Raw genomic sequence first — 13,497 nt, forward strand, 5'->3', positions numbered from 1 at the left:
GGGGGTTGACGAAACAATGCCCCAAATCTATGGAAAAACCGGGAATTTGGCCAGACTGGAAACAGCCCAAATAATCAGGGTTCTATACCAACAATAACCAGTGGAACTGCCGGAACACTGCGACCCTGGCGAACAACGTCGTAAAGCTCCCCCTCGGGGTCTGTAAGATAAAGTGTGTAAACGGTCGTAGTTTCCTATCATGTAACAAGGAGCAAAACTATGACCAGAAAGAAAGAAAAAATGGACAATGCCGCTACACAACCGGGTGCGGTCATCAATCAGTTTTCCATGAAATTCGAGGGAAGGGTAACTCTATGAAAACGACCGTTGACACACTTAGCTGAACAGGCTCCCCATCCCAAAAGAAAATGCTTTACCACCGTAACGCCACCTCACGACATCATCCCACATCACGGAAACAAAACTTTTGTGGCTCCGTCTACCAGAAAATTCCCTCTTCCGTATATTTGCCCCCAGGCCAGCTTTAAAGCAAATAGGAAATTATACATCATGACCACTTCAGATAACGGAAAGGTTCTTCTCATCACCGGCGCTTCGACCGGCATCGGGCGTTCGACCGCGATTCAGGCTGTGGAGGCGGGCTGGCGCGTCGTGGTTGCCGCGAGGTCAGCGGAGAAGCTGGCGGCGCTTGCCGCTGAACTGGGCGCGGAGCGGGCAATGGCCGTGCCGTGCGACGTGGCGGACTGGAACCAGCAGGAGGCGATGGTGCAGAAAACCATCGGGCGCTTCGGCAGGCTCGACGCGGTTTTCGCCAATGCGGGTTTTTCTAAAGGGTCGTCATTCATCGAGGGTGAACACCGGCCCGACGAGTGGCGCGACATGGTGATGACCAACGTCTTCGGTGCGGCAGCCACGGCGCGACTCACGCTGCCGGAGCTGATGAAGACCAAAGGCCATTTCCTCGTCACCGGTTCGGTGCTGGGCCGCGTGACGTCGATGCGAAACCTCTACGCTGCCACCAAATGGGCCGTCACCGGCATGGCGCAGGCAATCCGCAACGAAGTTGCAAGCCTTGGTGTGCGGGTCACGCTGGTTGAGCCGGGTATCGTCGATACACCGTTCTGGGAAGGTTTGCAGAAACCGGCAGCACCCGAACTGCTTCCGGAGGATGTCGCCCGCGCAGTGCTCTTCGCTCTCGGCCAGCCGCCGCATGTGGATGTGAGCGAAATCATCATTCGTCCGACCGGCCAGGCACACTGACTGGGGTTTTGCTGCAAATAAAAGAGCCGGAAGAAGAAAAACTTCCGACTCTTTTATAACCTTCCTTTGCGAGAAACAGATTATCCCCTGCCCCAGCGCTTGCCGCCGAAATTATCTCTCATCTGAAGCAAGCGGTCGATCTGCCTCGCATCGAGCACCTTGGCCAGCTCACGCAGGTGGCGGCTTTCGAGCTGCGCCAGGCGCACGCTCTGCTGGCCGATTCTCTGGGTCAGGTTGGCAATCTTGCGGCCATCGGGGGACTTTTTCACCGATTCGAGCGCGAGGTCGCGCTGCAAATTCCTCATCGATTGCCTGACCGGGCGGCTCTCCTGATAAAAGCCGCGCCTCAGCTCCATCATTTTCTGCTCTTGACTGTCACTCAGGCCAAGCGCCTGTTTCATCCGCTGCCACCTCATATCCTGCTGCCGCGCGAAACGGGCCTCCGGGCCCATACCATAACCACGGGCATCAACCGGCCCGGAGATACCTGGCCGCGCACATGGCGCTGGCTGATCATTGCTGCTGGCAGCGAAAACCGTGCCGGCACTACCCAAAAGCCCTGCAACAAGGGCAGTCATCACTAACTTCTTTTTCATCGTTTTACTTTCGTTTGCTTTTGTATTCGAGGCGCCTGAATTCATCAATAGGGATCCTTTTTCACCCCATAGGACGACGCCACCCCACCGATTCCTGCGTTCATCAAAAAATTTTTTTCGCGGCGCAAAAACGGAGATACCATGTTGAAAAGAAAAAGATGCAGCGGTAAAGCCCCGCTGAAAAGAGAATAAAAAACGGGAGTGCTCGACCGTCTTGGGGGTTCAGATCATCTGGCGATGATATTCAAGTGACCAGAGATTTTTGGTCGAGTCGAGCAGGGTAATTTTGATGCCGTAACCATCTTTGACGAAACTGATGATGTCGCGGTTGTACCGAAAGGATGAAAAATTCTCCTCACCGTTGAACTTGTCGAAGTAGTGGTGATAAACCTCTTCCCGGCTCCCCTGTGTTTCGAAAATGACAATGACGACATGATCAACGGAGGAAACGTTCACCAGGTTTCTTTCCCGATACAGGTCGATCCAGGGCGGCATATCGCTGACTAAAGATGACTGGGGGGTATTGGCAGGAGAAACGATGGCGCCATTGAGGTCCGTATGGGGTAAATTCACTTTCTGGTCAGTGGGGCCGGTGCAGCCGCTCAAGCCACAACACACCACGACCGCCACAGCCACCACAACCGTTCTGTTCATGAGAGCTCTTCTTTCGTCCCTGTGGGAAAGGTTATAGGTTCTGTAAAGCGACATTGGCCAAATGTGGTGCTTTCTCCGTGGCGGGAACATACATTTTTTTCAATAAACAAAGAGGCGACGTCATCCGTTTTTATAAATAAATCGTCCTCCTGTGCGCGTATGCTCTTTTTTTGGTGATCATTGATTATTTTTGAGTGCTGCCAGACAGGCCTCGCGACTATCACCTCAACAAACCGCCCGTCCATGCCAATCCGGAGCAGATATATTACTCTCGGCGGTCACCGCCACCGTTATATCGACACCGGAGGCAACGCACCCGTGATGCTGCTGCTTCACGGCATCTCCTCATCGGCTGATTATTATGGCCCATCGATGTCGTTGCTTGCCCGCTCATTCAGAGTGCTTGGCCTCGACCTGCTCGGCTTCGGTGAATCGGACAAGCCGCGGACGATTCCCTACACCTTGCAGCTCTATGCCGACCTCATTCATGAATTCCTCTGGGAAACTGATGCGTTTGCTCATGGCGAGGTTTATGGCACCGGGCATTCGATGGGCGGAAAGTATCTGCTCGCAACCGCACTGCTCTACCCCGGCACCTTCAAAAAAATGGTGCTCAGCAACACGGACGGCTTCATTGTCCTGCCCTCGTTCGCCAGGGCGATCAGCCTGCCGGGCGTGCGTCATGTGCTCAAGCCGCTCGTTACCGGCGAGCGCATTGCGGCCAAAATGCTCGACATGGCGATTCACAACCGGCAGGCCATCGACGACGAGACGTACCGTAAAGTGCTCCAGATCGCGCGAGACCACGACGCGTTCGAGACCGTCATGAGCCTAAACCGCAACATGCTGAAGCTCGACCTGAAGCGCACCGGCCTGCGAGCGAGGCTCCGGGAGCTGAAACAACCGGTACTGATCATCTGGGGAGAACACGACCGCTACATCTCGCCGAAAATTGCCCACATCGTCAAGCGGGAACTGCCTCACGCAAAGCTGCTCATTTTTAAAGATTGCGGCCACTCTCCAATGCTCGAATATCCGGAACAGTTCAGCACAGCAATCACGGAATTCATTCACCAGGAACCACCATTGCCTTAACCTGTTATGCTCATTTCATTTGAAGGAATCGACGGCGCAGGAAAATCAACCCAGGTCATGAAGCTCAAACGCTATCTTCAAGAGCGAGGGCGCGAAGTTCTGGCCCTGCGCGAACCGGGTGGCACTCCCGTGGCCGAAGAGATCAGGGAGCTGCTGCTCGAAAGACGCAACGACATCACCCCCGTCGGGGAGCTGCTGCTCTTTGCAGCGAGCCGCGCGGAGCTGGTGCAGCAGGTTATCCAGCCGGCGCTCGAAAACGACAGTGACGTCATTCTCGACCGCTTCTTTGATTCAACGACTGCCTATCAGGGTTACGGGCGGGGCCTTGACCTGGACATGCTGGCCGAAATCAACCGCATCGCCTCATGCCGCCTCGTGCCGGATGTCACCTTCTATCTCGACCTCACCCCGGAAGACGCGCTCATGAGAAAGTTTTCCGAAAAGTCCCTGCCACTGGCGTTCGAATCTGAAGAGCTCGACCGGATGGAAAACTCAGGGCTTGATTTTTACCGGCGAGTGCGGGAGGGATATCACAAAATCGGCGGCGAAAACCCGAACCGGATCATCATCATCGACGCGCTCCTGAGTCCATCGGAAATTCACCGTAAAATTATTTCAAGCATTGACGCGCTCTGCACAAAAACCGCATAAAAAGAGCGCTCCGGAACCGTAAACAGCTTTAGCTTGTTCTCTGACTGACTGATATAGATGTTTATTTTACTGGATTGCTGTCGGTTTTTGTTGTAAATTTACGTTCAAACTCAGCACCTTTCTCCTTCAGTCGGCTTCTCATGCATACCACCATTGTCAATGAAAGAAGTCTTCGTACCTGTAACTTCCCCATCACGTTGCAGGATATCAGGACGCTCAAGGAACTGTACCGGCTCAAGGCCGAAACGAGAGACCTGAGAAAGCCGATCGTCCGGAACATCATGAAGCAGCGGGTCGTCGGCAAAGGATGCCTCGAATCCCTGAAAAACGCCCTCTACTCCCTCGAAACCATTTACATCGACGACTATACAGGCCAAAGACTGCTTCGCATCGATGGCATGAAGCAGATCGAGGTTGACCTGACCTACGAAATCCGCGAGCTGCAAAAGGATATTTACTACCTCGAATACGGCGAAGACCGCTTCATCGAGTACCTGGCGAAGTTCATTCCCGGCTTCACCGACTACGTCACCGAAGGGGTGGAGATGCTGCGAGGCAAATCGTTCAACGCATTTATCACCGACCGCGACGGCACCACCAACAACTACTGCGGACGCTATCGCTCCTCGATCCAGCCCATCTACAATTCGGTCTTCCTGTCGCGCTTCGCCAAAAACTGCTGCCGCTATCCGATGATCGTCACTTCGGCGCCGCTCAAGGATTTCGGCATCCTGAACGTCTCGATCAATCCCGAACACATCTTCGTCTATGCCGGCTCCAAAGGACGCGAGTTCATCGACATCGACGGCCAGTTCCACAGCTTCCCGATTGAACCCGGCAAGCAGGAGCTGATCCGGCTGCTCAACGAACGAATGCAACTGCTGCTGCTCGATCCATCGTTCGAGAAGTTCAACTTCATCGGTTCAGCATTGCAGATGAAGTTCGGCCAGACCACCATTGCCCGCCAGGACATTACCCGCTCGGTCAACGAAGCTGAATCGGCAGCATTTCTTGAAAAAATCAAGGGCATCGTGCGCGACATCGATCCTGAAGGCAAGAACTTCAGGATCGAGGATACCGGCCTCGACATCGAGATCATCCTGACCATCGACGTCGATCCCAAAACGGGTATGATCCGCGATTTCGACAAGGGCGATGGACTCGAATTCATCTGCCGCAAGATGAATATCGACCATACCGGAGAACCGGTACTGGTCTGCGGCGACACCTCTTCGGACATCCCGATGCTGAAAAAGGCGATGGAGATGTACGACGATGTCTGGGCTATCTTTGTCACCCGGGATGAAAAGCTGATGCAGCGCGTCAGGGAAATCTGCCCAAAAAGCTATATGGTGCCCTACCCCGACATCCTTTTGACCATCCTCGGATTGCTCTCGCTCTGAACGTCACTTTCACCGATAATCCTCTAACTGTTTTCATGGAATGAGTATGAATTTCAAAGGCGTCATTTTCGATCTCGACGGAGTCATCACCGGCACGGCCAAAATCCACAGCCTTGCCTGGGAGGCGATGTTCAACTCCTTTTTGCAGAATTACGCCGAGGTCAACAATGAACCTTATGTCCCATTCGATCCGGTACACGACTATCTGAAATACGTTGACGGCAAGCCGCGAATGGAGGGGGTCAAAAGCTTCCTCGCATCGAGGGGCATTGAAATTCCGTACGGCGAACTCGACGACACCCCGGAGAAAGAGACGGTCTGCGGACTTGGCAACCGCAAGAACAGCCTCTTCACGAAAATTCTCGTCAAGGAGGGGCCCGAGGTTTTCCAGACTTCGGTTGACTTCATCAAGGCGCTCAAGGCCCGCGGTATTCGCATCGGCATCGCCTCGTCGAGCCGCAACTGCCAGCTCATCCTCCGGCTTGCCAAACTCGAAGAGCTGTTTGAAACGCGCGTGGATGGCGAGGTCTCCATGGAGCTAAAGCTGAAGGGCAAGCCGAATCCCGATATTTTCATCACCGCGGCCGCCAACCTCGGTCTCGAACCGTACGACTGCGTCGTGGTGGAGGATGCCATTTCAGGTGTCCAGGCCGGATCGAAGGGAAATTTCGGGCTGGTGCTCGGCATCGCGCGCGAAATCGAAGGCATCAAGCTCAAGGAACAGGGCGCGGACATCGTGGTCAGAGACCTCGGCGAAATCACCATTGAGGAGATTGACAAGTGGTTCGACACGGGGCTCGAACATGAGGGATGGAACCTTCACTATGACTCATGGTCACCCAAAGACGAGCGGCTCAGAGAGTCGCTGACCACCACGGGCAACGGCTACATGGGCGTGCGCGGCGCGTTCGAGAGTGGCATGACCTCGGCGCACCACTACCCCGGCACCTATCTGGCGGGTGTATTCAACAAGCTTCCGTCAGAGGTGCACGGCCAGACCGTCTGGAACAACGACATGGTCAACGCCCCCAACTGGCTGCCTATCGAGTTCAGGATCGGCAACGGCGCGTTTATCAATCCGTTGGAGCAGAAAATTCTCAGCTACCGCCAGAATCTCGATATGCGCCACGCCGTAATGGAGCGTGAAATGGTGATTCAGGACACGCTCGGTAACATCACCCGGATGAAAAGCAAGCGCTTCTGCAGCATGGACAACCCGCACATCGCGGCGATCCGCTACACCATCCAGCCGGTCAACTATTCGGCGGAGATCGAAATCCGCTCGACCATCGACGGACGGGTGCAAAACCGCAACGTTCTGCGCTACAACACCCTTTCGACCGACCACCTCGAACATGTCGATCATGGACGCACGGGCAAAGATGAGGGTATCTTCCTGCACGTGCGTACGAACCACTCGAAAATCGATATCGTCACGCATGCAAAGACAACATTGCGCTGCGGCTACCACGCAAAATCGGTCTGCGAAGGCAACATCACTAGCAGCCCGCGCTGGATCAGCGAACATTTCCGTCTCCAGGTATCGGCTGACCGAAGCTGTTCGATTGACAAGGTGGTCTCGATCCACACCTCCCGTGACGCAGGTCACAACGATCCAGTCGCTGCGGGAAAGGAATCCCTCGCTTCGGCGGGAAGTTTCGACCAGTTGCTCGAACGCCATATCGAAGCCTGGGATAAAATCTGGCAGAAGGCCGACATGAAAATCGACGGCGACCGTTTCACCCAGATGGTCATCCGCCTGCACATCTACCACCTTGTCTCAACCGTCTCGCCGCACAACGTCAACATCGACGCCAGCATCGCTGCGCGCGGCCTGAGCGGCGAAGGCTACCGCGGCCACTACTTCTGGGACGAAATCTACATCATGCCGTTCTTCATCCAGCACCTGCCGGAGGTCGCGCGCGCCCTGCTGATGTTCCGCTACCACCGCCTCGACGCAGCCCGCGAGTATGCGCGTGACAACGGCTACCACGGCGCGATGTACCCCTGGCAGACCGCCGATGACGGACGCGAGGAAACGCCGACCATCCACTACAATCCGAAGAGCGGCGCCTGGGATCCCGACCTGAGCTGCCGTCAGCGCCACGTCTCGATCGCGGTCTTCTACAACGCCTGGCGCTACGTGCACGACACCGGCGACACGGAGTTCCTGAACAGCTACGGTGCGGAGATGATGTTCGAGATCGCGCGCTTCTGGGCGAGCATCGCCACCTTCTCGCCTGATGACGGACGCTATCACATCGAAGGCGTGATGGGTCCGGACGAGTTCCACGAAGAACTTCCAGGTTCGGGCAAACCCGGATTGAAAGACAACTCTTACACCAACATCATGACCGCCTGGCTGCTTGAAAAAGCGATTGAAATCAGCCAGAGGCTTGATCCTGCGGTAATGGATGGCCTCATGGAGAAGATCGGCATCGGCCACGACGAATTCATGAAGTGGCGCGACATTTCGGGCAAGATGAACGTGCTCATTGACCAGAACGGCATTCTTGAACAGTTCGATGGCTACATGGGGCTGAAAGAGCTCGACTGGGAACACTACAAACTCAAGTACGGCAACATCCACCGGATGGACAGGATTCTGAAGGCTGAGAACGATTCGCCCGACCACTACAAGGTGGCCAAGCAGGCCGACGTGCTGATGACCTTCTACACACTTTCTCCGGCGGAGGTGTGCGCCATTCTCGAAAATCTCGGCTACCACGTTGCCGACCCGCTCAGGTTCGTGCGCGACAACTACGCATTCTACGAACCGCGCACTAGCCACGGCTCAACCCTGAGCAAGGTGGTGCACTCGATCATTTCGAGCTACCTGCCCAATGGCCACGAAATGGCATGGAACTGGTTCATCGAAGCGCTCCGAAGCGACATTCACGATACACAGGGCGGCACCACGCCTGAAGGCCTGCACTGCGGCGTAATGGCAGGTACCATCGACACCGTCACCCGCTATTTCTCGGGCATCGCCTTCCACAAAGACATGCTGAACATCCAACCCAACTTCCCGTCGCACTGGAGGCGCCTCGAGACAAACCTCACCTTCCAGAAGAGCTGGTACCGGATTGTCATCACCCCCAAAAGTGTCTCGGTCACGCTGACCGAATCGGATGCCAATGAACTGCCCGCCTTTATCGGGGGACGCTCCGTCACCCTCAAAAAAGGTGAGGAACTGACCGTCCAGCTCGGCTGAACGTAGCGCACCGGGAGGGAAGCGAAATCCTCCCGGTTTTGTTATTTCAACCTGAAGCGCTATATACTCAAGGTTTATCCTTACGGGAACTTCACCCTTTGACCCACAACAGCATATGCGGCTCTCGAACTTTCGATACACCCTTCCCAAAACACGAATCGCCGATCACCTCGAATCGCCCCGCGACGCCTGCAAGCTGATGGTTTTGAACCGTCGCAAAAAAGAGATAGAGCACAAGGTGTTCACCGACATCGTCTCCTACTTCAAAAAGGGTGACCTACTCGTGGTCAACAACAGTCGGGTATTCCCTGCCAAGATTTTCGGCCAGAAGGAGAAAACTGATGCCAAGATCGAAGTCTTCCTGCTCAGGGAGCTGAACAAGGAGGCCGGGCTCTGGGACGTGCTGGTCGATCCGGCCCGCAAGGTTCGTGTTGGCAACAAGATCTATTTCGAGGATGACGTCGTGGCCGAGGTGGTGGACAACACAACGTCGAGAGGCCGCACGATCCGCTTCCTCAATCCGGACATCGACGTGTTCCAGATGGTCGAAAAAATCGGCCATGTGCCGCTTCCCCCTTACTTCACCCGGAAACCGAAAGAGACTGACCGCACCGATTACCAGACCGTTTATGCCAGCCAGACCGGCGCGGTGGTTGCGCCAATGGCGGGTCTGCACTTCACCATACCGCTCTTGCAGCAGCTCCAGAAAATCGGCGTCAAGATTCTGCCCCTCACCCTGCATCCAAGTCTGAGCACCTTCAACGCCATCGAGGTTGAGGATGTCTCGAAACACAAGATGGACTCGGAGTACTTCAATATCCCCTACCAGACGGCAATGGAGATCAACGAGACCAAGGTCAACAAATCGGGCCGGGTGTTCGTCGTCGGAACCACGACCTGCCGCGCGCTCGAAGCCAACGCGACGGTTGATGGAAAAATCAAATTCGGCCAGGGCTGGACTGACAAGTTCATCTATCCACCCTACAACTTCAAGGTCACCGATGCGCTCATCACCAACTTCCAGCAGCCGGAAACGACACTGATGATGGTGGTCAGCGCTTTTGCCGAGCACCGCCTGCTCATGGAAGCCTACAAAACCGCGCTCAAGAACAACTACCGTTTCCTCGCCTACGGGGATGCCATGCTTATCGTCTAACGCCCATGAAAACAGTAGTCATCATTGCGGCAAGCGGCGTCGGCAAACGCATGAAGCTCGATGGCGGCCGCAGCAAGCAGATGCTTGAAATCGGCGGCCAGCCGGTCATCTGGCACACCATGAAAGCGTTTCAGGAGGCATCGACGGTCGAATCGGTTTACATCGCCACGCTGCCAGACAGCATCCCGGTTTTCAAGGAGATTGCGAAAGCAAACGGATTCACGAAGATCACAGCAATAATCGAAGGCGGCAAGGAGCGGCAGGACTCGATCGGTAATTGCATGAAGCTGATCGAACAAGAGATTGAGAACTCGGGAGTGATGCCCGACGCCATCCTCGTGCACGACGGCGCACGCCCGTTTATCCAGCCGGAGGAGATCGACGACATCGCGCGTCTGTCGGCGACACACGGCGCATGCGTGCCCGCCACAAAACCGAAAGATACCATCAAGTATGTCGGCTGCAATCCGGAGATTTTCGGCGAAACGCTCGACCGCAGCCGCCTGCTCCAGGTACAGACACCGCAGGGATTCGCCCCCGCAAAGCTTATCGAAGCCCACCGCCTCGCCGGTGAAGAGCAATGGTACGCCACCGATGACGCCGCCCTCGTGGAGCGCTATTTCCCGCAGCAAGCGATTCGCATCTACGAAACCGGCTACCACAACATCAAGATCACCACGCCCGAAGATGTCTTCATTGGTGAAGCGATTCTTGCCGGGCTAAAAGCCAGAAAATCGAAAAATTAATTCATTTCGCTTCTTGTTTTTAGAAAGGCGACGCCGTATATTAATGGCCCTTAAGGTGAGGTAGCTCAGTTGGTTAGAGCACAGGATTCATAACCCTGAGGTCGAGGGTTCAACTCCCTCCCTCACCACTCCGACAAGCACCCGCTTGTCTAACCGGCAAGCGGGATGTTTCGAACAAGCGGGTGTAACTCAGTTGGTAGAGTGTTTGCTTCCCAAGCAAAATGTCGCGAGTTCGAATCTCGTCACCCGCTCTCCGAAAATCTCCGATTCGACTGCACCTCTCCAGACCAACCATTTCTTCCCATGGCACAGGATTCGATTTTCACTGTTCCGGTCACGCCCGAAGAGATCAATGAAACGCAGATCGTTGAAGGACAGATGGCCCGCCATCTTGGCATCGAAATCACCGCTGTCGGCCCTGACTCCATGACGGCCACCATGCCTGTCGATCACCGCACGATCCAGCGCATCGGCATTCTGCACGGCGGCGCCTCGCTCGCCCTTGCCGAAACGGTCGGCAGCATCGCCGCCTCCTACTGCGTGGATCGCGAGAAGCAGTTCATCGTCGGCCAGGAGATCAATGCCAACCACCTCCGCGCCGTGCGCCAGGGCGAAAGCTCCGTGCACGCCACCGCCACCCCGCTCCACCTCGGTCGCACCTCGCAAGTCTGGGACATCAAAATCCGCGACGACAAAGGCCGTCTGGTCTGCGTCAGCCGCTTCACGGCCGCCGTACTTGAAAAACGGGGGTAATTGCCCCGGCTTTCAAGCCGAGGGCAGTCAATCAACAAAAAACCGGGCTTCAGCCCAATCTCTTTCCGCCCGCATCCGTACCCGCTCGTTATCTCGACAATCACCGGGGATACGGCAATTCACGCGATACACTTTCGCTCACGAATCCGGTGACGATACTCGCGCCGCCGGGATTTAACTCCTGAATCTCCCCCTGTTTTTAAAGGCCTTTACAAGGTTTTTAGGGAAATTTTCATACTTTATAAGTTCATCCTGTAGTCCTTACCACTTATCCTCGAAAGGCATGCTGACAGACGATCTTCAGACAGCCGAATCATCCGTGTCCCTCACAAATGGCGTAGCACCATCCCTCGAAAAGCTCGCGGCAGAACAGAAGAGCAGAAAAAAATGGCTGCTGGTCCAGCCCAAAAGCCAGACCAGCATGATGGTCGATTCCGGCGCGGTAAGTATGCCGCTGAACCTGATCATGGTCGCCACGCTGGCCAGCAAGTATTTTGACGTCACCTTCCTCGACGAGAGAACTGGCGACACCATTCCCCAAGACTTCTCCGGCTACGATGTTGTGGCCATCACCTCGCGCACGCTCAATGCCAAGAACGCCTACCGTATCGGCGACCGCGCGAAAGCGCAGGGCAAAATCGTGCTGATCGGCGGTGTGCACCCAACCATGCTGACCGACGAAGCCTCATTGCACTGCACCAGCGTGATTTACGGTGAAATCGAGTCGGTCTGGGAGGAGCTTGCCATCGACATTTTCCGGGGCAAAATGAAGAGCGTATACAAGGCCAGCAACCTGAAGCCGATGACCACCATGACGCCGCCCGACTTCAGCTTCGCCCTCAACTCACCGCACGCGAAAAAATACAGCCAGCTCATTCCGATTCTGGCCACCAAGGGGTGTCCGGTGGGATGCAGCTTCTGCACCACGCCGACGGTCTATGGCAAGAGCTTCCGCTACCGCGAAATCGACCTGGTGCTTGACGAAATGCGCGCCCATCAGGAGCGGCTTGGCAAAAAGAAGGTGCGCTTCTCCTTCATGGACGACAACATCAGTTTCAGGCCAAAATACTTCATGGAGCTGCTCGAAGGCATGGCCAAGCTCGGTGTACGCTGGAACGCCAACATCTCGATGAACTTCCTGCAAAAGCCGGAAGTTGCCGAACTCGCCGGACGTTCGGGCTGCGAACTCATGAGCATCGGCTTCGAATCGCTCAACCCCGACATTCTCAAGAGCATGAACAAGGGGTCAAACCGCCTCCAGAACTACGAGGCTGTCGTCAGCAACCTGCACAAGCACAAAATCGCCATCCAGGGCTACTTCATTTTCGGCTTCGACGACGACAGCGAAAAGAGCTTCCAGGCTACCTACGACTTCATCATGCAGAACCGCATCGAGTTCCCGGTCTTCTCGCTGTTGACGCCCTTCCCCGGCACCCCCTATTTCGAGGAGATGAAGGATCGGGTGCGCCATTTCGACTGGGACAAGTATGACACCTACCACTACATGTTCGAGCCGAAGAAGCTCGGCGGCGAAAAGCTGCTCGAAAACTTCATCAAGCTCCAGCGCGAGGTGTACAAAGGCAGCGCCATCATGAAGCGAATGCAGGGCAAACCGCTGAACTGGGTCTGGTTCGTCAACTTCCTCATGAACCGCTTCACCCGAAAACTCACGCCGGAGATGTACCTCTGAGTCGCTGAAAAAGCTGATCGCTCAAAGAATAGGCAGAAACAGAACAGATGCCGGTCATCGAGAACATAACCGGCGTCTCTTTTTTCGAGCGTTTAGAATCTCCTCTCCCCATCTCTGCGGTCATCATGACGGTCGTCATGGCGATCCCAGCGGTCATCTCTGCGATCACGGCGATCATCCCAACGATCTCTCCAGTCCCGATCGCGATGCTCTCTGAAGCGATCTGGATGAATTCGCCTGTAATAGACCTCCCTGTACCTTCGGATGTCATCCCAGCGATACCTTCTGATTCTGTAGGGAAGCCTGCGATAGTCAACA

General features: G+C 55.3%; 12 protein-coding genes and 2 tRNA genes. 11 read left to right on the plus strand and 3 right to left on the minus strand.

The window, feature by feature from the left end:
* Positions 1-510 precede the first annotated feature (510 nt).
* Positions 511-1,221 carry an SDR family oxidoreductase gene (locus tag AYT24_RS05925; RefSeq protein WP_010932977.1) on the plus strand — a complete coding sequence of 237 codons (711 nt, stop codon included), beginning with the start codon at positions 511-513 and terminating at the stop codon, positions 1,219-1,221.
* An 80-nt stretch (positions 1,222-1,301) separates the two neighbouring features.
* Here AYT24_RS05925 and AYT24_RS05930 read toward each other — a convergent pair whose 3' ends face one another.
* Positions 1,302-1,817: a Spy/CpxP family protein refolding chaperone gene (locus tag AYT24_RS05930; protein ID WP_010932978.1), complete on the minus strand. Its 516-nt coding sequence runs from the start codon at positions 1,815-1,817 to the stop codon at positions 1,302-1,304.
* 222 nt (positions 1,818-2,039) lie between these two features.
* Entirely contained in the window at positions 2,040-2,471 is a 432-nt protein-coding gene (locus tag AYT24_RS05935) for a hypothetical protein (RefSeq protein ID WP_164927018.1), read from the minus strand.
* Between the two features lie 243 nt (positions 2,472-2,714).
* Here AYT24_RS05935 and AYT24_RS05940 point away from each other — a divergent pair, with 243 nt between their 5' ends.
* The 10 genes from AYT24_RS05940 to AYT24_RS05985 all read left to right on the plus strand — a co-directional run bounded on the left by AYT24_RS05940 (position 2,715) and on the right by AYT24_RS05985 (position 13,179).
* Positions 2,715-3,566, plus strand: coding sequence for an alpha/beta fold hydrolase (locus tag AYT24_RS05940; protein WP_010932981.1), 852 nt, complete (start codon positions 2,715-2,717; stop codon positions 3,564-3,566).
* A 6-nt stretch (positions 3,567-3,572) separates the two neighbouring features.
* Entirely contained in the window at positions 3,573-4,217 is a 645-nt protein-coding gene (gene tmk / locus AYT24_RS05945) for a dTMP kinase (protein ID WP_010932982.1), read from the plus strand.
* A 140-nt stretch (positions 4,218-4,357) separates the two neighbouring features.
* Positions 4,358-5,620 (plus strand): trehalose 6-phosphate synthase, encoded by a 1,263-nt coding sequence (locus tag AYT24_RS05950; protein WP_164927019.1) that lies wholly within the window; start codon positions 4,358-4,360, stop codon positions 5,618-5,620.
* A gap of 40 nt (positions 5,621-5,660) precedes the next feature.
* A complete protein-coding gene (locus tag AYT24_RS05955) occupies positions 5,661-8,834 on the plus strand; it encodes a beta-phosphoglucomutase family hydrolase (protein ID WP_010932984.1) in 3,174 nt (1,057 codons plus the stop codon).
* Between the two features lie 115 nt (positions 8,835-8,949).
* Entirely contained in the window at positions 8,950-9,990 is a 1,041-nt protein-coding gene (gene queA, locus AYT24_RS05960; protein ID WP_010932985.1) for a tRNA preQ1(34) S-adenosylmethionine ribosyltransferase-isomerase QueA, read from the plus strand.
* A 5-nt stretch (positions 9,991-9,995) separates the two neighbouring features.
* Positions 9,996-10,736, plus strand: coding sequence for an IspD/TarI family cytidylyltransferase (locus AYT24_RS05965; RefSeq protein ID WP_010932986.1), 741 nt, complete (start codon positions 9,996-9,998; stop codon positions 10,734-10,736).
* Positions 10,737-10,790: 54 nt separating this feature from the next.
* Positions 10,791-10,864: transfer RNA gene (locus AYT24_RS05970), tRNA-Met, on the plus strand.
* 50 nt (positions 10,865-10,914) lie between these two features.
* A tRNA-Gly gene (locus AYT24_RS05975) sits at positions 10,915-10,987 on the plus strand.
* A 52-nt stretch (positions 10,988-11,039) separates the two neighbouring features.
* Complete coding sequence (locus AYT24_RS05980) at positions 11,040-11,489, plus strand: hotdog fold thioesterase (RefSeq protein ID WP_010932987.1); 450 nt, start codon at positions 11,040-11,042, stop codon at positions 11,487-11,489.
* 283 nt (positions 11,490-11,772) lie between these two features.
* Positions 11,773-13,179 (plus strand): B12-binding domain-containing radical SAM protein, encoded by a 1,407-nt coding sequence (locus AYT24_RS05985; protein ID WP_010932989.1) that lies wholly within the window; start codon positions 11,773-11,775, stop codon positions 13,177-13,179.
* On the opposite strand, the gene AYT24_RS10510 is transcribed toward AYT24_RS05985, so the two are convergent.
* Positions 13,157-13,450: a hypothetical protein gene (locus AYT24_RS10510; RefSeq protein WP_226986900.1), complete on the minus strand. Its 294-nt coding sequence runs from the start codon at positions 13,448-13,450 to the stop codon at positions 13,157-13,159. The genes AYT24_RS05985 and AYT24_RS10510 overlap by 23 nt on opposite strands.
* Between the last annotated feature and the right edge of the window lie 47 nt (positions 13,451-13,497).

The organism is Chlorobaculum tepidum TLS, assembly GCF_000006985.1.
Classification (GTDB): Bacteria; Bacteroidota; Chlorobiia; order Chlorobiales; family Chlorobiaceae; genus Chlorobaculum; species Chlorobaculum tepidum.